Here is a 19,312-nt window from a genome sequence, read left to right as displayed (position 1 = left end):
CGGGCTTTTTTATTTTTCAACTAGTGATCGAACTGCTCCTTACCGGGGACCGCGTGAGCCGCCACCTCCACCGCCGGAATAACCACCGCCACCACTGCTCGAACCTCCTCCGCGGCTACCACCGCTGTAAGACGGAGCGCTGTAGCTCGGTTGTGAAGGCGGGCTGTAGCTCCGTTGTTGAGTCGGTGCTTCATACGAGCGGGTTGGGGCCTGATAGGTCCGCGATTGTTGCGGAGCGCTATACCGTGATCCGCTGTTGTCCGATGGTGGCGTATAGCTGCCCCGGCTGTTCTGACGGGGAGCTGCGTAATAATCGGAATTGCTCGGTGCACTGTACGTCGGGCGGGACGCAGCGTTGTCCGTGCTGTTGACCCGGCCGCCGTTGCTCGATCCGCCGTAGTAATAATCCGCTCCCCGGCTGTTAGCCCGGCCTGCGCCGTAGGAGTTACCAGATGAACCGGAATTGTTCGGACGGCTGTAATACGTATTGTTGTTGGCCGAGTTGTTCGAAGAGTTCAACTCACCGGACCGACGGCCACCGTTGTTGTTATTATAGCTCCGGGGTGTATTGACGAAATCACCGTTGTAGCGATCGCGTGAACCACCAGTCCGGGCACCGTAGCGGGCGTTGCGGCTGGCTCCGATGTTGTCGTAATTATTGACGATAACCGTCGGCCGTCCAAAACCGCCCCCATACCCGTACATATACGGATTATAGAAGCTGTTATACCCGTAGCCAAACGGCGAATAGAACGGATCGTAAAATCCACCACCAAAACCGCCACCGTAAAAAGGACTGTAGGCATAGCCACCACCCCAGAACGGATCGTAGAATGAATTATACCGCCAGCTGTTCATACCCCAGTTGTTGTATCCAAAGGAAGACATGCCCAAACCAACGCCCAGGCTAAGACCGCCGTAGAAAGGACTGTTCCAGCCCCAGCGGTTCCAGCGCGAATTCATAAATGCCGTATTGTAGCCGTCCGAAAAACCGTTGGTATAATCGTTGGTATTCCAGCCCGGATCGGGGGAAATGCCACGGGTCACTTTACGGGCCGAAACCTCACTGTAATATTCGTCATTGTATTGACCCGCCGTCTGTTCGTTGTAATAATCCGGATTGGCGTTAAGTTTGCTGTCTTCGTACCGTTGTGAAGCCGTCCGCTCAAGCGTACGCGGCTGCTTCTGGGTGGAAGCATAAACCGGGGCATCGGACGATGAGCCATAAAGGTCATCGGATTCAACCGCCAGCTGTTTATTGGAAGCACAGCCCCAAAAGCCGAGTGCCGCCAGTAACGTGAGGTATTTCCAGGTATGTAACACTTTCATGGGATTGTGGTGTAAAAGGTTCTTGGGACCTACTTAGTACAAAAACACAGAAACTGGCAAAATGATTACAAATAGGCCGTTTGATTACAAATATAGGAGAAAAACCTATCTTTGCAAGCTTCTCATAGTATTAGACCCACATTTATAGGTGATGGTTTAATCGCACCAAAAATATATTTCAGTCCGTCATGGCAAAAGCAATTCCTTCGCGTTCCGAGAACTATTCTGAGTGGTATAATGAACTGATTAAGAAAGCCGATCTGGCCGAAAATTCGGCGGTTCGAGGGTGTATGGTAATCAAACCGTACGGCTATTCCATCTGGGAAAAAATGCAGCGGGCATTGGATGATATGTTTAAGGAAACCGGCCATTCCAACGCCTATTTCCCGTTGTTTATCCCTAAATCGTACCTGAGTAAGGAAGCTTCCCACGTCGAGGGGTTTGCGAAAGAATGCGCCGTGGTGACCCACTACCGACTGAAGAATGCGGAAGATGGTTCGGGCGTTATTGTTGACCCGGAGGCCAAGCTGGAAGAAGAATTGATCGTACGGCCCACCTCGGAAACCGTGATCTGGAGCACCTACAAAAACTGGATTCAGTCGTACCGTGATCTGCCGCTCCTGATTAACCAGTGGGCCAACGTGGTTCGCTGGGAAATGCGGACCCGGATTTTTCTCCGCACGGCGGAATTTCTGTGGCAGGAGGGGCACACCGCCCACGCCAGCGCGCAGGAAGCGCAGGAAGAGACCAGCCAGATGCTGGATGTATACGCAACCTTTGCGGAGGAGTGGATGGCCATGCCGGTAATTCGGGGGGCGAAAACACCCAACGAACGGTTTGCGGGGGCGGAAGATACGCTCTGCATTGAAGCCATGATGCAGGACGGAAAAGCGTTGCAGGCCGGAACCTCGCACTTTTTGGGCCAGAATTTTGCGAAGGCATTCGACGTGAAATTTTTGACGAAAGACAACCAGCAGGACTACGTTTGGGGCACCTCCTGGGGCGTCAGCACCCGGTTAATGGGCGCGCTGATTATGGCCCACTCGGACGACGACGGGCTGGTATTGCCCCCAAAACTGGCCCCGATTCAGGTGGTCATTGTGCCTATTTTCCGGAATGATGAACAACTGGCGCAATTGTCCGAGAAAATCAATCCGTTGGTGAAAGAACTCCGGAAAGCCGGTATTTCGGTGAAGTACGACACCAGCGATGCCAACAAACCCGGTTGGAAATTTGCCGAATACGAGCTGCGGGGCGTCCCGGTTCGGCTGGCCATGGGTATGCGGGATCTGGAAAACAACACGGTCGAAATTGCGCGCCGGGATCTGAAAACTAAAGAAACCATTTCGGCCGATGGCCTGGTTGATCACATTCAGAATCTGCTGGATGACATCCAGAAATCCATCTATACGAAAGCGGCCCAGTTTCGGCAGGAAAACACCTTCCAGGTCGATACCTACGATGCCTTCAAGGAACAGATCGAAAAAGGCGGTTTTTTAATGGCGCACTGGGATGGCACGTCCGAAACCGAAGAAGCCATTAAAGAAGAAACCAAGGCCACTATACGTTGCATCCCCCTGGACGCCGAATTGGAAGAAGGAACCTGCATCTACAGCGGAAAACCGTCGAAACAGCGCGTCGTCTTTGCCCGGGCCTACTAAGGAAATGATGAATTATGAATGAAGAACGATGAATGGTTTACAACTCATCGTTCTTCATTCATAATTCATCATTCAAAAGGCATTGACTTTCGGCGGGTTTCGGTAGTTTTGTCGGCACACACACAATTTTAATTATGGCACAAGCAAAAGCTGGAGATACGGTGCAAGTGCACTATACCGGCAAAAAAAACGATGGTACCGTGTTTGACTCCTCCAGCGGCCGGGCACCCCTGCAATTTCAGGTCGGCAGCGGCATGGTGATCCGCGGGTTCGACGAAGGCGTGAAAGGAATGGAGTTGGGAGAGTCTAAAACCGTACGAATTCCGGTGGAAGATGCCTACGGGCCGTCGAGTGAAGATATGATTTTTGAATTCGACCGCTCTCAGATTCCTGACGACATTGAACTGGAAATCGGGCTGACGCTCAATATGCACCAGGATGGCAACCCACAGGCGGTTCCGGTGGTGGTCCGGAATGTGACGGCCACCTCGGTTACGCTGGATGCCAATCACCCCCTGGCGGGCGAAGAACTGACCTTCGACATTGAACTGGTGGGAATAAACCCTTCCCAGTCAAGCCAGGTAAGTTAACCGGAAATTTCGCATTGCGTCAATAAAAACCGGCTTTTGAATTGCTGGCACTACGTTTTCCGAACTGGAAACGTTGCTAACCATTCAAAAGCCGGTTTTTTATCAAAGCGGCTCCGATCCGCTTTTCTTTTCTCCCGAATTAGTTAATCCGCAACAGGTCAATCTTGAAAATCAAGATGGAATTGGCCGGAATGCCACTCTGCGCCCGCGAACCATAGGCCAGACTGGGCGGCAGATAAAGTGTGATGCTGCCGCCGGGGGCGATAAGCGGAATGCCTTCCTGCCAGCCCAGAATGAGCTGATACAAACCAAAGCTGATGCTTTTGCCACTGTCAAAAACTTTTCCGTTGGTCAGCGAGCCTTCGTAATTGACGGTGACGTTGGAACGAACGGTAGGTTTCTCACCCGAACCGGGAGATTGGATGGTGTAAAAAAAGCCGCGCTCGTCGGCCGTAGCGGAAATCCCGCTTGCATCGATAAATTCCTTTAAAACGGCCACTTCGGCCTCTGGTGCTTTTGCCATGTGAATTGCTGATTATCAGGATTACTGCCAGACGGTCGGACTTTCGTACCGAACAGCCCGAACCGACAGCACTGGTCCGGTTTTATACTGGTTGCGGATGCAAGGTACCGCTTTTACCCAAAAATCGCTGTGTCAAGTCAAAGGTTGTTATTTCAGCCAATCAAAAGCCGGTTTTTACAGGTTCACCCAGGCGGAGACTTTAATGCCGAAGGTCGACACGTTGGGATTGTTGCGGTAGGTCAGGCGGTGGATGGCATCAACCCGGAATACTTTAAAAATATTGTCGATGCCGTAACCAACTTCCACGTATGGTGCCCGGCTCAGCGACTGGAAGCCCAGAACCGTCTGGCCCAGCTCATTCGTCGGTGGAATTAAATTGATGTTGGTGGGACTGATGCCCCCCATCAAAACCGCACCGGTGGCTAAAAACCGCCACTTTAAGCGACGAATGGCGGGAATGCGGTTGAAAAACAGGCCCTCAAAATTGTGCTCGCCGATGACGCCCACGTAGCGGTCGCTGACAAACTCAAAGAAATTCATCAGGTTATACGCATTTTCGACCCGAAAAAAGGTCTCATTACCGAGCGGAATGTGCAGCAAAGGATACGGAATGGTCGAAGGAATGTAACCGGCATTCACCTGATAGCGCGTCCGGCCCAGCACCCCAACCCGGAACGAATGCCGCAGGTTCAGGCTAAACCGGTGGTAGGCAAAATCGCCGTGCAGGACATTTTTCATCCCCAGCTGGTACCGAAACGTAATCACCGGATTGTTGCTGCCCTCCACTGTAAACCGGTCGTTATCACTCTGGATCATCAGCGCCCCGGGTGCAAACCGGGTTTCGAACGAAAGCTCGGTGGTTCGGTACTGACTGGCCGTCGTCTGGTCTGCGGTATTGACCGAATAAGCAAAAGGAAACAAAGGTTCAAACGTGCGGTTCCGCAGGCTGATGGTCTGGGTAATCCCTTTCCCCAATTCGCTCTTGATGTAAGTGGTGTGTGATTCCTGCATGTAGGGCCGCCGGAGCGTTCCGAAGCGGGTATAAGCCGCAAAAATGGCGTTGCCCCCCAGGTTTTCGGAGTTTGTTCCCAGCCGTTCCAGGTCGTAAATTTTTTGAATACCGGCGATGGTGTACGGTTTTTTCCGAATCACATAATCGACGTTCATGCCGTATTTTAATTGCTGGTCGCGCGTTCCGTACGCCAGATAACCACCCAGAATCCAGCGACGGCTGAAACCGGTATTGGTCCGCAGGCCCAGCCGCAGCCGATGCCCTTCCACGTTGTTAAAGGCGTAACTGTTTAGCAAAGGACCGGCATCGAGGTGCAACGATCCCAACGGGTAATAGCCTACCATCGTCAGGTTTACGATCTGTCCCAGCACTTTCATAAACGGCACATTCCGAACCGAATCGACAACCTCAAACGCCCGTAGTTCATCCGGACTCAAACTTTCCGGACGTACGGTTTTCCAGTAATCCGGCGATTTTTCCGTGTAATTTTCAGCCAGTTCGAGGGGTGGTTCATAGAAACGAAGTTCCTGCGGCTGATTGACGACCACATTCCGGGCGGCTGCGTACAGGCGGACCAGCGCACCGGGAGCATTGGGCGTCGGTTCGTCCGTGTCGATCAGCAGTTGGGTTAGAATGGGTAAACGGACTCCCTTCGATTGGGTGCTGTCGGCTACGTCCTCCCATTCCTGCTCAATCCGGATTTCATCGACAAAGTTGATGTTGGCCCGCCGGTCGATTCTGGCGTCGATCTGTGACAAACCCAGCCGCGTGGTGTCAATCCAGGCCGTGCCCACAAACGCCAGATCGGTGGCTCGTTTGGGTTCAAAATCAATCTGGTAACAAATGTTTTCACCCACCGTTACCGTATCGATCAATCGGTAGGTATAAATGGCCTGCCAGGCTTGTCCCAGGGGAGAAGGGAGGTCTTTCCGCAGCAGGCTGATGTAATTCCGGTAAAAATTATATTGTTGAAACGAAGAACCCGTGAGTTGGGCCGACACCCCGCCGTCGCTGATCCCGACCCCCGACGCCCGGCTTTTCAGGATGCGCTCCCTGGTTTTGTGGGGGTCCGATCGTTGAAAATACTCCGAAAACGTCTCGGAAACGTACACCGGAACCGCCGGTTTTCCTTCCCGGTCGTAGATCGCCGGTAATTTCGACAACACCCGACCCACCGGACCCGGCCCGCGACCTTTCTTGCGCTGGTTGGCGAAATTATTGACGTACGCTTCGACCTTCGAGTAACTTTCGTACTGAAAAGCCGTCAGCTGATCGGGATCAAACTGGCTTTTGCGACGGATGGCTTCCCGGATGATCCGGTAAGCGGGGTCACCGCCTTTGGCGTATATTTTGACTTCCTGAAGCTTTGTGGCTGAGGAAGTTAATGCGGCATCGATGGTTTGGGAAACGGTTGAAACCAGTCGATACGCGCGGGTTTGGTAACCTAAACTAGAGAAAAGAAGCGAGTCGCCGGTTTGCGTGGTGGTTAGGGAGTACCGGCCGTTTTCGTCTGAGGTGGCACCGGCGGTTTTGCCTTTGATCGCTATATTGGCAAAAGGAATGCCCTCGCCCGTAGCCGCGTCGGTGATGCGTCCACTTATTTTGTAGGTAGTTTGCGCCGTCGCTGGAAAAAAGAGCGTACTCAGAAAAATAAGGAGTATGCCGAGCCGATCCCGTAAAGTAGACCTCATTCGAATAGGCAGAAATAAAAGTAATAGAGGAATAACACAAATGTAGTCAACAGAGTTTACCAATTGGGCCAATTTACGGCCATTTCCAGACGAATCGCCGAAATGTCTAGACGAACCACCAAAATAATCCTATAAATTGTCGCTGCAAAGGATGTTTTTCAATACTGCTTAGACTTTATATTCTATTTTTTGTCACCTTCGTACGCTCATTTGTTTCGTTCAACCTGCAAGCTGCCATGCCCACCGATCGACCTTTGTTAGACCGTACGCGCGAATACACGGAAACGTTGCTGCGCGCCCTGCCCGCTAGCCTGGTCTACCACAATCTTGAGCACACGCAACAGGTGGTTCAAGCGGCCGAACTCCTTGGCAATCAGGCCGGCCTGAACCCTGAAGAACTGGAAAATGCCATCATTGCGGCCTGGTTACACGACATTGGCTACGCCCGGAAACGCCAGCAACACGAAGAAGCGGGCGTTGAAATGGCCTTGCCGTTGCTGGAGGAATTGGGGCTGGAGCCCGAGCGAATTCACAGCATCACGGAAAGTGTGCTGGCGACCAAATTACCGCAACAACCCCAAAACCGGGTCGCCGAAGTGGTGTGCGATGCCGATATGTTTCATTTGAGCAGTGAGCGGTTTTTGGAACGCAGCGAGTTGATGCGCCAGGAAATGAAAAATACGACGGGCAAAATCAGCAAAAAAAAGTGGATGTTGGGGTCCATTCAGTTGATGGAAAACCACCATTACTTTACCGACTACGGCCGGGAAGTGCTGACTCCGCTCAAGGAAAAAAACCTGAAAAAAGCCCGGCGCAAACTGGCGGAACTGGAAGCGGAAGAAGACGCAGTGGATTCAAAACCGCTGGCGCATCCGGTTTCGGAGGACGAACCCCGAAAACCGAAACGGCCGGATCGGGGCATCGAAACCATGTTTCGGGTAACCTCGCAAAACCATTTTCAACTGAGCGCAATGGCCGACAACAAGGCCAACATCATGATCTCGGTCAATACCATCATTGTTTCCCTGATTATCAGCATTCTAATCCGGAAACTGGAAGAGTGGCCGCAGCTGATCATTCCCACCGTGATGCTGACGTTCAGTTGTTTATCGGCGACCATTTTTGCCATTTTGGCCACCCGGCCCACCATCACCAGCGGCCGGTTTTCAAAAGAAGATATTCACCAGAAACAGGCGAACCTCTTATTTTTTGGCAATTTTCACAAAATGGATTTGGTCGATTATGAATGGGGGATGCGGGAAATGATGCAGGATTCCGATTTTTTGTACAATAGCATGACCCGGGACATTTATTACCTCGGGAAAGTTCTCGGCAAAAAATACCGTCTGCTTCGAATATCCTATACGTTGTTTATGTTCGGTTTTGCCGCATCGGTGCTGGCTTTTGGCATCGCGGCCTATTTCTTTCCCGTTCGTTGATCGCTTTAGTTAAAATCCCCACCATGAACAATTTACGTTTTTTAGTTTTGGCATCGGTCTGGTTGTTTGCGGCTTGCGATGCAAAGAAAACGCAGCAGTCGCAGGCCGAGAAGGAGTCGGAAACTCTGGCAATTCCGTACGACCTGAAGACGCCCGCCCGCCGGTTCACCCTGCCCCCGGAACTGGAAGAAATTTCCGGTTTATCCTACTACAAAGCCAACCAATTGCTTTGTGTCCAGGATGAAGTGGCGGTGGCGTATGTCTACGACTTGACGAAAAAGCAGATCGCCGACTCCTCGGTTTTTGGAAATTACGGCGATTTTGAAGGCATCGAATGGGTGAAGAATGAGATTTACACCTTGAAAAGCAACGGCGATCTGTACCATTTCGAGCCCTTTTCGAAACAGATTGCCCGTATCCCCACCGATCTGCCCAAAAAAACGGAGGTGGAAGGACTGGCCTACGACACCGAAAGTGATCGGCTCCTGATCGCCGTGAAAGAAGGCCCTAAAAAAGACGAAAAAGCGGTGTACATGTACGACCTGAAAACCAAAGTAGTGTTTAAAGGCATGACCATCAAAGACAAAGCGTTGAAAGACGCCAACCTGGATCCTGAGAAATTCAAGCCGTCGGGCCTGGCCGTACACCCCAAAACCGGCGATTTTTATTTTTTGACCTCCGTCGGCAAAAGGGTGGTCGTCGTCAATCGGAAAGGCCGGATTGTGGCCTCGAAACCGCTTGATTCGAAGCTGTTTCGGCAACCCGAAGGCATTTGCTTCGCGCCCGACGGTACGCTCTTCATCGCCAGCGAAGGCGACGGCAAAGCCGGGTCTATTCTTGAGTTTGCGAACCGGCCGTAAGGCCGATTGGTAGTAGGACGTATGAAGCTGCTCTACACGGTTATTTTTCTTTTATTTTTCGGCTCCGAATGGGTGCAGGCTCAGTCGAAACCCCATACGGTTTTTCTGCTGGGCGACGCCGGTGAGCCCCAGCCCAAAGGCCAGGATGCTGTCCTGAAAACCGTCCAGCGTCAGTTGGCAATGGGCGGGGCCAACAGCAGTATCATTTACCTCGGCGACAACATTTACCCACGCGGTTTACCCGATTCGTCCCACCAGGACCGGGCGGATGCTGAACGCCGGATGCGTGATCAACTGGCGATTCTGAACGGCTTCAAGGGCCGCGCGTTCGTCATTCCGGGCAACCACGACTGGCAACAGGGGCGACGCGAAGGCTGGGACCGGATTCGGAATCAGGCGGCTTTTGTTGGCGCCGAACTGGGCCGGGACGATGTGTTTTTTCCGAAAGACGGTTGCCCCGGCCCGGTGGAAATCTCGTTGAACAGCGAAATAACCCTGGTGCTGATCGACACCCAGTGGTGGCTGCATCCCTGGGAAAAACCGGGGGAAGAATCCGACTGCGAGGCCAAAGACCTGCCTTCTTTTTTGGTCCTGCTGGATGATGTGCTGGCCCGTAATCAACACAGGAAAGTGGTGTTGGCGGGCCACCATCCGATGTACAGCCACGGCGAACACGGCGGGTATTTTACTCTGAAAGACCATTTGTTCCCCTTAACCGCCCTCAAGCCAAATCTGTACATTCCGTTGCCGGTGATCGGATCCATTTACCCGGTTTACCGCTCGTTGATTGGCAACATTCAGGATATTCCGAATCCGAAGTATAAACTGCTCCGGAATGGTCTGGTGGCGCTGCTGAAAAAATACCGCAATGTGCTGTATGTCAACGGGCACGACCACAATGAACAGTTGATTCTGCGCGATTCGACGTACTACCTGACCAGCGGGAGCGGTTCCAAGTCGGTGCCCGTCAAAAAAGGCCGACACAGTTTGTTTGCCTCGCGGGACAAGGGGTTTGCGCGGGTGGATTTTGACGAGAATGGCCGAACCAACGTCCGGTTTTTTGCGCCGGATGCCGGAAACCCTACTGGTAGACTCCTGTTTGAAACCACGTTTACGTTACCCCTAAAAACCGTCTCCCGGGCCAATACACCGGCCGAAGCGGTTTCGCAAACGACGCTGGCAAGTTCCCAGTACGAAGCCTCGCCCTGGCACCGCCTGATTTTGGGAGAGAATTACCGTAACGTTTGGCGGGCTCCGGTAACGGTCCCGGTTTTGAATTTACGACAGGAAGCGGGAGGGCTGAAACCCGTGCAGCGCGGGGGCGGTATGCAGACGTTTTCGCTGCGGATGGCCGGAAATGATGGCAAAGAATACGTGCTGCGCTCGGTGGAAAAATACGCCGAAAATGCCATTCCAAAAGCGTTGCGAAGCGGTTTTGTGAACGATCTGGTGCAGGATCAGATTTCGGCTTCGCATCCGTATGCGGCTCTGGTGGTGCCGCCACTGGCCGAAGCCGCCGGCGTTTTTCATACCCATCCCAAACTGGTGGTGGTGCCGGATGACTCCCTGCTGGGGCCGTACCGCCGGACGTTTGCCCGAACGCTGGCGCTGTTTGAGGAACGGGTGGATGGAAATTATGCCAACAGCCCGCAATTTGGCGGAACAAAGAAAATTTACAGCACGGCCAAGCTGCTCTACAAACGCACCGAGGACAATGACAACCGGGTCGATCAGCAGGCGGTTTTGAAAGCCCGGCTGTTCGATATCTGGCTGGGCGACTGGGACCGGCACGACGACCAATGGCGCTGGGCGAGTTTCAAAGAGGGCAAAGGACTGCTGTTCAAACCCATTCCGCGCGACCGCGACCAGGCTTTTTTTGTGAACATGGGCATTATTCCTCGCATTGTGAGCCGCAAATGGGCCATGCCGAAATTTCAGGGGTTCGGTACATCCATACGTGATGTGCCCGGTTTGGCCTTCAACGCCCGCTATTTCGACCGGAGTTTTCTCACCGAACCGTCGCTGGACGACTGGCTGAAAACCGCCGATTCGCTGGCTCACCACCTGACCGATTCCGTGATTGACCAGGCCCTACAGCAATTACCCGAAGCGGCTTATCAGGAAACGGCCGCCACAATCAAAGTCCGGCTTCAGCACCGGCGGACGGAGCTAGGCCGGTATGCCCACGAACTCTACCGCTTTCTGGCCCGCTCGGTTGAGGTTACCGGTAGTGACAAGAAGGAGTATTTCGAAGTGGAACGATTTGCCGACGGTCGCATGGCGGTGGTGGTGTTAAAACTGAAAAAAGAAGGCGAAACCGGCGATCAATTATACCGGCGGATTTTCAGCCCCGACGAAACCCGCGAGGTGCGACTCTACGGATTGGGAGGAGACGATGTCTTTGTTGTCAAAGGCGAAAGCCAAAAGGGCATTTTGCTGCGCATCGTTGGTGGAAAAGGCCGCGATCGGATCACCGATGCGTCGAAAGTAACCGGAATCAGGCGGAAAACCGTGGTGTACGATTCCCCAAAAACCGTGGTGGAACCCGGCTCTGAAACCCGGGTGCGGCTTTCGGGCCAGTCGATGGTCAACGGGTATGACCGGAAATCCTTTCAGTACGACGTGCTGTTTCCGCAGATTTCGGTGCAGTACAATCCGGATGATGGCTTGTTTCTGGGGGGCGGGGTTCGGTATACCAAACACGGTTTTCGGAAAATACCCTTTGCCCAGCAGCATCGGTTTGTGGTCAATCACGCGTTTGCGACCCGCGCGTATAATTTCAATTACGATGGCGTTTTGACCGGCATCATCGGAAAAACCGACCTGCGCCTGGACGCGGATATTCAGGCTCCCAACTACGTGTCCAACTTTTTCGGGTTGGGCAACAACACGGTTTTTGACAAAAGCAAGGGCATACGGTATTACCGGACCCGTTTTGAGAACATTGCCCTGAGTGCGCTTTTTCAGCGTACCATTGGGAGGATGAAGCTGTATTTGGGTCCGGCGGTGGAAAGCATCGAAGTGGAAGAAAATCAGCAGCGTTTTATCGACGAATTTGCCAGTCGTTTACCCGATGGACAGCACCTATCCAAACGCCGGTGGTATGCCGGTTTAAAAGGCGGTTTTCTGATCGACAACCGGGATGATCAGGTGTTGCCCACGCGCGGGACTTTCTGGCGAACGGAGCTGCGGCTCTACAACGGCATTTCAACCTACGCCAAAAATCTGGCGCGGCTGCAATCCGATCTTGCTTTCTACGTCAGTTTACGGCTGCCAACCACGCTCACGATTGCTACGCGCGTGGGCGGGGGGATCAATTTTTCAGATTTTGAATTCTTTCAGGCCAACACGCTGGGCGGTCTGTCAAACCTGCGGGGCTACCGCCGGACCCGGTTTGCGGGACGAAGCACCTTGTATAACAACACGGAAGTCAGGCTGAAGGTGGCTACCATCCGGACGTACCTGTTTCCGGCCTACCTGGGCGTACTGGCGTTCAATGACGTTGGGCGCGTCTGGATGAATGGTGAAAACTCCAAAAACTGGCACCACGGCTACGGCGGGGGAATCTGGTTGTCGCCGTATAAACAGGCGGTGATTTCGGTGCTGTACGCCATGTCGGAGGAGGAAAAACTGCCGATGCTGCGGGTCGGTTTTCTGTTCTGAGGTCAGGACAGCTTGTAAAGTTCGACGCCGACCTCCATGCCCTTTACATCGACCACCCCGAGTTGTTCCGACAAAACCGGGTGCCCGCCGAGTTCGTTGATCACATCCTGCGACACCAGCATGTTGGTGCCATACTGCTTGTTCAGTTGTTCGATGCGGGCGGCCAGAATCACGACATTGCCCGTGATCGAAAACTGCTGGCGGGTTTCGGTGCCGATGTTACCAATTACGGCATCGCCAACGTGAACGCCGATGCCCACGCTGGTCGGAATAATCCGGTCCTCCCGCACGGCGCTTTCAATCTCGGTAATGATCTCCAGGCCCGCTTTGACCGCATTTTCGGCCGGATTTTCCAGGGGAATTGGCGCCCCGAAGGTGATCATGCAGCCATCGCCCAGAAACTGGTTGACCACCCCGCCGTGCCGGTTAACCACCTCGACTATGATGCGGAAAAACGCGTTCTGGTAGGTAACGACCTCATCGGCCGTGTTTTTATCGGCGTATTTGGTGAAATTCCGGATGTCGAGAAACAACACGCTGACCTTCATGTGCTGACTTTTCAGCATCCCTTTTTCCTTGATGATTAAATCGGCGATTTCCGGCGAAACCTGCTGGCCGAAAAAGGTGATGAGTTGATTCTGCGTTTCACTGCGTTCGATCGAACTCTGAATGCTTTTCTGGATCTGGCGGGAAACATACCCGGCGCAGATGCCGCAGAGCACAAAAATGATCGATTTGACGGCGTAGGCAAACGTGGTGGTCAGGTACAGGCTGAACGATCCCATGACGGTCGACGGTTCTTCCAGCAGATACTGACTCAGCAGCAAAAACTCAATGCCGGAAATCAGGCCCGTATAAAACGAAATCCAGAAGTTGAGTCGGAGGGTGGACAGGATAATGAAAAAGTAATAGAGGGACGCAAAAGGCGACACCATGACCAGAATCGGGTGATCGAACTTGTCCGACAGCAGGTACAGCAGGAGGGTCAGGGCGGTGATTTCGAAGGTGGCGTTGAGGTACTTGGCTAATTGAGGAAGGCTTAATCCTTTCCGCGACCAGATCCGGAGCATGTTCCACATGTTCAATTCGTAAACCGCCATGAAACCCAGGTAAGCGAGTAAAACCCGGAGCAGGTCATTCTTGGCCTGCATCGGAAAAGCCGTGAGCGGCACAAACAGGGAGAAAAAAGCCGCAAAAAACAAACCGGCAACAAACATGCCCGCCAGCAACCCGGCCCGCTGCTGCTCGCGCCGGATATTTTCCTGGGCGAACGTCAGGTTGAAGTACGGACTGATTTCTTCTTTTTGCCGCTGGTGGTAAATGAATGGCATAGTCCCACGATTTAGGTACTGCCTAACAGACAAATTCTTACCCAAATTAATTCGATTTCACGCACGATGCCTAACCCGGTTTTCTGAAACGACAATTGAAGGGAGTGAACCGACACAGAAGGGCCGTGAGCTACCAAAGCGGCTGGCAGCCTGAAACGTTTATTCGGGTTAGCGTACTTGAAATTTTTGCGATCAACTTCGCTTCTTCAAGCGTTGGGGAATTGGAAACGGGATCTCCGGATTTGCTTTCAGAATCTGTTCAAAGAAGGGATCAGAGGATTCGGAGCAGTCGGCCATTCTATCGTGCTCCCCTAGAAACCGGTCGGGTTAGGCCCGAAGTTGAGGTATCGGAATAAGCTGCTTACAAAGCGTTCAGTTTTGCGCTTGATTTTTTGCCGTTATAATAGGCGTACCGGTAATCTACCGCGTCCTGCTCGTACGTATTTTCGAGCAGTTTAAACGAAGCAGGGTCTGCACCTGGCAGGATCATGCCTTTAAAATAAACGTGCCGGTCATCTTTCGCGTAGCCTGATTTTAAAACCGTGAACGTCGACAGATCGCAATTTTTTAACACCGTTCCTTCGAAATAAACCGCCGTTTGATCCCAGGCATAGCGATCGTTGAGAATTTCGAAATGGGCCAGATTGGCGCCCCCAATCAGTTTGTCCTGGTAAAATACGTGCACGGTGTCGGATACGTAATCGAGCTGATTCGGTTTTACTAATTTTATATGAGCCGGATCAGCGCCTTTTATAGGCCGGTTTTTGTAATAAACCCGGTTTTTATCTTTTGAATAAACCGCATCCAGTACGGCAAACGAAAGCGGATCGGCCCCGCTGATCAACTGGGCTTCGGGCAGGCGCGGATTCTTTGGATCGGCGTAATTGATCCAGCAATAATAAACGTGATTCCGGTCTTTCGAAAAATTGTGACTAACGATTTCAAACGATTTGCCTTCGCTTTCCGGAATCAAAACCGACTCAAAATAGCCGGCCCGTTTATCTTTTGCAAAACCGTAATCAAGGGGTTGAAAACTCGCAGCATCTTTCACCGGAAACAAAACGCCATCCGCGTAACAGTGAAATTTATCTTTTGCGTAGCCTTTGGAAAGGACGGTAAACGTGGCCACGTCGGCCTTATAAATCCGCCGGATGCTGTTCTTGCGGCTGGTGAAATAGGTTTGGGATTCGAGAAAACTACCACAGTAAAATACCGTCGCTTTATCTTTGGCATAATGCTCGTCCAAAGCCGCAAAACTGGCCGCGTCGGCAATGCTAATGGATGCGCCCCGGTAATAGGCCCGCAGGGCGTCTTTGGCAAAAACCGAGTTCAGGATTTTAAACGAGTCGAAGTCTTCTACCTGAACGCGCTGACCCTTGAAAAAAACAGCGCCATTTTTAGTTTCGTAAGCGGGTTTCTGGCAAGAGAAAAAACCGCCCAATCCGAGGATGGACAAGAAGAGACGAACAAGTTTCATGGCTGGAAATAGGGTGTATTTGTTGTTGCTGATTCAAAAATAGAAGGACAACAAACCGGCTTCCAGCCCCGATCGATAACGAGTCGATTTAACTTGATAAGTACCGGTTTTTGACCGGCTTGAGGAAGAATGAAGATTTACTTGATTTCCTTGTTTTCCATTTCGGGCTGCGGATGCACCACGTACACATCCAGCACCGCCAGCGGGCGCGCCAGGTATTCGCGGATCAGGGTGCGAAATGAATAGCCGCTGGGAATATCCTGGGCGGCAAAGGCAATGGCCGACATGCCCTGGTGATTGCCGATGTAAAGGGCCCGGGCGTTGTGAAAATTCTGGGATATAATCGTGATTTTTTCCTGATTGAACACCTGCTTGCACCGCACGACCGAATCAAAGGTCCGGTAGCCGGCGTAATCAAGGGTCATGTCGGCTTCGGGAACGCCCAGCCGAAGCAGGGCTTTTTTCATGTCGGAGGGTTCGTTGTAATATTCCGAGTCGTTGTTACCACTCAGGATGATGTGTTTGATTTTGCCGACTTTCCAGAGCCGGGCAGTGGCTTCCATCCGGTAGCGAAAGAACAGGTTTTCGTTGCCGCTTTTCACGGATTTGCTGGTTCCCAGCACCAGGCCAACTTCATTGGACGGCAACTTGTCCATGTCAAAATATACCTGACTCCGGGTGCTGTATACGACCCAGAAATTACAGAGGAGCACGGTGGTAACGCCCACAAAGGCCACGACGATACCGCCTTTGATCAGGCGCTTCGTGCGCGACCCCCGAATAGCCGGGTGGACTCCTTTGTAATTGCCGTTTTGCCGGCGGGACGTATACGACATTGGGTTCATGTCATGAGAACAGGCCTAGTTGTTTCACCTTTTTCTCGGAGCCGGTTTCTTCCGTTTCGCTTCCCTCATCCAACGGTTCGTCGAGTTCCGGTTCTTCAACGAGTAAGGTAGGGGTTACGGTTCTATTTTCCGCCACATCCCGCTCATTATTCCGCCGGGGGGGGAGCAATTTCACTTCTTTTACCTTGGCAAACGGCAGTTTTGCGCCCAGCGCTTTCCAGCCCCGAATGTCGATAAAACCGCCGGGTTCCAGCACCATTTTTTCGAGCGGCCCCCGGTCTTTCATCTGGTGAGCAATCTCGAAGCGCGGGGCCGAATCGGCCGAAACCGCCAGGAGCTTCGACCCTTTGGTGTCGCCAATAAAGCTGAATTTCTTGTCCTGCGTGGTGGTTTCCACCTTAAACCGCTTGATGTAATGCAGCTTCTGGCTGGCTTCGTAATACACGGCCGACAAAACCCGGTCCGGATCAAACTTCTCCAACACCGCAATGTCGGCGGGTTCGTACCGATTCGTCAGGTTAAAATTGGTCAGTTCATACTGCCCATCTTTATAGACGACCAAAATGCTCGCACCGTTGTCAAAATTCCCTAAATACCTTCCCCGCTCGTCGCGGTTCAGCCGGCCCAGGTGTTCGTCATACCAGATATCGACTCCACCCAGCGTCGAAACTCCGCCCGACTTCAAACTTATTTTTCGTATTGGATACCGGGTGAGAATATTGCCCTGCGCCGACCGGTTTTTAATGCCCACTTCGGCAAAGTTGAAATCGGACTGCTTGTTTTTCGCCGTACTCTGGGCCGTGAGGTTAATGGTTACCACCTCCGCTTCCCCGTTGTCGTTGGCCGAGAACCACAGCACTTTGGACTTGGGGTTACCCATCGTCAGGTCATACTCCCGGTCGCGGGTTACGGCCGTCACCGAAAACCGCTTCGCCATCGTGATGCCCGACTTACCGTCCAGATACAGCATGTTGTAGACCCGCCGTTCGTCATTTTTCTTAAAGACGGAACAGAAGATTATATCCTTGCCAACAAATGTTTTATCCTGGATTTTCGTAACCAGGCATTTGCCATCGCGCCGGAAAACAATGATGTCGTCAATGTCCGAACACTCGGAAACAAACTCATCCTTTTTCAAACCGGTGCCGACAAAACCGCCCTCCCGATCCACATAAAGTTTGGCATTGGTGGCCGCTACCACGTTGGCGGCAATGGTGTTGAAGGCCCGGATTTCGGTTTTCCGCTCGCGGCCCTTGCCGTATTTCTTGGCCAGTTCCTTAAAGTAATTGATGGCGTAGCGGGTCAGGTTGGCCAGGTCGTCTTCCGTTTCGGCCAGTTCCTGCTCCAGCCTCCGCATCAGTTCTTCGGCTTTAAAACCGTCGTACTTTGAGATCCGCTTGATCCGGATTTCGGTCAGCCGGATCAGGTCATCTTCCGTAATTTCGCGGTAAAACTGCTTTTTAAACGGTTTTAGTGCTTTGTCAATGGTTTCCAGAACGGCTTCAAACGTTTCGCATTCCTCGATTTTCCGGTAAATACGGTTTTCGATGAAAATCTTTTCGAGCGAACTGTAAAGCAATTTTTCCAGCAACTCAGCCCGGCGGATTTCCAGTTCACGCTCCAGCAGCTGAACCGTCTGCCGGGTATTGATTTTCAAAATATCGGTGACCGTGACAAAATGCGGTTTTTCTCCAATGATCACGCAGGCATTGGGCGAAGCCGAAACCTCGCATTCGGTAAAGGCATAAAGGGCGTCGATGGTGATATCGGGGGAAACGCCGGGAGCCAGGTGCACGTGGATTTCGACATCTTTCGACGTCAGATCTTCTACTTTCTTAACCTTAATTTTACCATCGTCGTTGGCTTTAATGATCGAATCCTTGATCGAAGTCGTGGTGGTGCCAAACGGTATTTCGCGGATAATCAGCGTTTTCTTATCAAATTCTTCGATTTTAGCCCGGATGCGGGCTTTTCCGCCCCGACCGCCGTCATTATAATTACTGACGTCAATGTAACCACCCGTCTGAAAATCCGGATAGAGCGTAAAGGGCCTGTCTTTCAGGATGTTGATCGACGCGTCGATCAATTCAATGAAATTATGGGGCAGAATTTTAGTCGAAAGACCAACGGCGATTCCTTCAACGCCCATGGCCAGCAGCAGCGGGAACTTGACCGGCAAGGTTACCGGCTCTTTTTTCCGGCCATCGTAGGACAATTGCCACTCCGTAGTTTGCGGATTAAAGATGACGTCATTGCCGAATTTCGATAGCCGGACCTCAATATAGCGGGGAGCCGCTGCGCCGTCGCCGGTGCGGATATCACCCCAATTGCCCTGCGTGTCGAACACCAGATTTTTCTGGCCAATCGTGGTCAGAGCGTCGCCGATGGACGCATCACCGTGCGGGTGATACTGCATGGTTTGCCCGATCACGTTGGCCACCTTATTAAAACGGCCGTCGTCCATCTCTTTCAAAGCGTGCAGAATCCGGCGCTGAACGGGTTTAAGACCGTCCTCAACGGCTGGAACCGCCCGTTCAAGAATGACGTAGGATGCGTACTCTAAAAACCAGTTTTCGTATAAGCCCGACACCACAGTTTGCTGGTGAAGGGTTTCTTCATTTTGATCTTCCGGTAATTCAGTTGGGTCCAGAATTTCGCTCATTCGGATGGTTACGGATAAAATCGATGGTAAATGCTATCGTCAAGAATGGGTCGGCGGGGAAAAATGATCCGTCGATAGCTCAATAAAGATACAATAGTTATTGTAAAATAGTGCCTAAATTACGCTAAAAAGCGTGGTTCGGGCGGATAACTAAATCTTTACGTCGCCAAATCTGACCCGTACAAAACCGATGCCGTTTTAATACCAATCGGTTATGAAGGTCGTACTG

General features: G+C 52.2%; 12 protein-coding genes. 5 read left to right on the top strand and 7 right to left on the bottom strand.

What is annotated here, in order from left to right:
* Nucleotides 1-39: 39 nt before the first annotated feature.
* Complete coding sequence (locus ACYVHX_RS11310) at nucleotides 40-1,329, bottom strand: hypothetical protein (RefSeq protein ID WP_460671745.1); 1,290 nt, start codon at nucleotides 1,327-1,329, stop codon at nucleotides 40-42.
* A 188-nt stretch (nucleotides 1,330-1,517) separates the two neighbouring features.
* On the opposite strand from ACYVHX_RS11310, the gene proS reads away from it, so the two are divergent.
* Nucleotides 1,518-2,990, top strand: coding sequence for a proline--tRNA ligase (proS, locus tag ACYVHX_RS11305; RefSeq protein ID WP_460671744.1), 1,473 nt, complete (start codon nucleotides 1,518-1,520; stop codon nucleotides 2,988-2,990).
* Nucleotides 2,991-3,124: 134 nt separating this feature from the next.
* A complete protein-coding gene (locus ACYVHX_RS11300; protein WP_460671743.1) occupies nucleotides 3,125-3,580 on the top strand; it encodes an FKBP-type peptidyl-prolyl cis-trans isomerase in 456 nt (151 codons plus the stop codon).
* A 139-nt stretch (nucleotides 3,581-3,719) separates the two neighbouring features.
* On the opposite strand, the gene ACYVHX_RS11295 is transcribed toward ACYVHX_RS11300, so the two are convergent.
* Both ACYVHX_RS11295 and ACYVHX_RS11290 read right to left on the bottom strand, forming a co-directional pair.
* Nucleotides 3,720-4,103, bottom strand: coding sequence for an FKBP-type peptidyl-prolyl cis-trans isomerase (locus ACYVHX_RS11295; protein ID WP_460671742.1), 384 nt, complete (start codon nucleotides 4,101-4,103; stop codon nucleotides 3,720-3,722).
* Nucleotides 4,104-4,277: 174 nt separating this feature from the next.
* The gene (locus ACYVHX_RS11290; RefSeq protein ID WP_460671741.1) at nucleotides 4,278-6,806 is read right to left on the bottom strand and encodes a DUF5686 and carboxypeptidase-like regulatory domain-containing protein; all 2,529 of its coding nucleotides are present in this window, start codon (nucleotides 6,804-6,806) and stop codon (nucleotides 4,278-4,280) included.
* A 236-nt stretch (nucleotides 6,807-7,042) separates the two neighbouring features.
* Between ACYVHX_RS11290 and ACYVHX_RS11285 the strand changes: the two genes are divergently transcribed.
* Genes ACYVHX_RS11285 through ACYVHX_RS11275 form a run of 3 tightly spaced genes read left to right on the top strand, consistent with a single transcriptional unit; the run spans nucleotide 7,043 to nucleotide 12,768 of the window.
* Complete coding sequence (locus ACYVHX_RS11285) at nucleotides 7,043-8,245, top strand: Pycsar system effector family protein (RefSeq protein ID WP_460671740.1); 1,203 nt, start codon at nucleotides 7,043-7,045, stop codon at nucleotides 8,243-8,245.
* 23 nt (nucleotides 8,246-8,268) lie between these two features.
* Complete coding sequence (locus ACYVHX_RS11280; RefSeq protein WP_460671739.1) at nucleotides 8,269-9,105, top strand: SdiA-regulated domain-containing protein; 837 nt, start codon at nucleotides 8,269-8,271, stop codon at nucleotides 9,103-9,105.
* A gap of 21 nt (nucleotides 9,106-9,126) precedes the next feature.
* Entirely contained in the window at nucleotides 9,127-12,768 is a 3,642-nt protein-coding gene (locus tag ACYVHX_RS11275) for a BamA/TamA family outer membrane protein (RefSeq protein ID WP_460671738.1), read from the top strand.
* Between the two features lie 2 nt (nucleotides 12,769-12,770).
* Here ACYVHX_RS11275 and ACYVHX_RS11270 read toward each other — a convergent pair whose 3' ends face one another.
* The 4 genes from ACYVHX_RS11270 to ACYVHX_RS11255 all read right to left on the bottom strand — a co-directional run bounded on the left by ACYVHX_RS11270 (nucleotide 12,771) and on the right by ACYVHX_RS11255 (nucleotide 19,083).
* The gene (locus ACYVHX_RS11270; RefSeq protein WP_460671737.1) at nucleotides 12,771-14,099 is read right to left on the bottom strand and encodes an adenylate/guanylate cyclase domain-containing protein; all 1,329 of its coding nucleotides are present in this window, start codon (nucleotides 14,097-14,099) and stop codon (nucleotides 12,771-12,773) included.
* Between the two features lie 361 nt (nucleotides 14,100-14,460).
* Nucleotides 14,461-15,576 carry a DKNYY domain-containing protein gene (locus ACYVHX_RS11265; protein ID WP_460671736.1) on the bottom strand — a complete coding sequence of 372 codons (1,116 nt, stop codon included), beginning with the start codon at nucleotides 15,574-15,576 and terminating at the stop codon, nucleotides 14,461-14,463.
* 137 nt (nucleotides 15,577-15,713) lie between these two features.
* Nucleotides 15,714-16,421, bottom strand: coding sequence for a SanA/YdcF family protein (locus tag ACYVHX_RS11260; RefSeq protein ID WP_460671735.1), 708 nt, complete (start codon nucleotides 16,419-16,421; stop codon nucleotides 15,714-15,716).
* 1 nt (nucleotide 16,422) lies between these two features.
* Nucleotides 16,423-19,083 carry a DNA gyrase/topoisomerase IV subunit A gene (locus tag ACYVHX_RS11255; RefSeq protein WP_460671734.1) on the bottom strand — a complete coding sequence of 887 codons (2,661 nt, stop codon included), beginning with the start codon at nucleotides 19,081-19,083 and terminating at the stop codon, nucleotides 16,423-16,425.
* Nucleotides 19,084-19,312 lie beyond the last annotated feature (229 nt).

The organism is Larkinella ripae (genome assembly GCF_054780775.1).
This window is presented reverse-complemented; position numbering and strand designations above follow the sequence as displayed.

Excerpts from the sequence above, each read along its gene's own strand:
- ACYVHX_RS11260 (WP_460671735.1), bottom strand. The coding sequence starts at position 16,421 with ATGAACCCAATGTCGTATACGTCCCGCCGGCAAAACGGCAATTACAAA.
- ACYVHX_RS11290 (WP_460671741.1), bottom strand. The coding sequence starts at position 6,806 with ATGAGGTCTACTTTACGGGATCGGCTCGGCATACTCCTTATTTTTCTG.
- ACYVHX_RS11270 (WP_460671737.1), bottom strand. The coding sequence starts at position 14,099 with ATGCCATTCATTTACCACCAGCGGCAAAAAGAAGAAATCAGTCCGTAC.
- ACYVHX_RS11275 (WP_460671738.1), top strand. The coding sequence starts at position 9,127 with ATGAAGCTGCTCTACACGGTTATTTTTCTTTTATTTTTCGGCTCCGAA.
- ACYVHX_RS11255 (WP_460671734.1), bottom strand. The coding sequence starts at position 19,083 with ATGAGCGAAATTCTGGACCCAACTGAATTACCGGAAGATCAAAATGAA.
- ACYVHX_RS11295 (WP_460671742.1), bottom strand. The coding sequence starts at position 4,103 with ATGGCAAAAGCACCAGAGGCCGAAGTGGCCGTTTTAAAGGAATTTATC.
- ACYVHX_RS11310 (WP_460671745.1), bottom strand. The coding sequence starts at position 1,329 with ATGAAAGTGTTACATACCTGGAAATACCTCACGTTACTGGCGGCACTC.
- proS (WP_460671744.1), top strand. The coding sequence starts at position 1,518 with ATGGCAAAAGCAATTCCTTCGCGTTCCGAGAACTATTCTGAGTGGTAT.
- ACYVHX_RS11280 (WP_460671739.1), top strand. The coding sequence starts at position 8,269 with ATGAACAATTTACGTTTTTTAGTTTTGGCATCGGTCTGGTTGTTTGCG.
- ACYVHX_RS11265 (WP_460671736.1), bottom strand. The coding sequence starts at position 15,576 with ATGAAACTTGTTCGTCTCTTCTTGTCCATCCTCGGATTGGGCGGTTTT.
- ACYVHX_RS11300 (WP_460671743.1), top strand. The coding sequence starts at position 3,125 with ATGGCACAAGCAAAAGCTGGAGATACGGTGCAAGTGCACTATACCGGC.
- ACYVHX_RS11285 (WP_460671740.1), top strand. The coding sequence starts at position 7,043 with ATGCCCACCGATCGACCTTTGTTAGACCGTACGCGCGAATACACGGAA.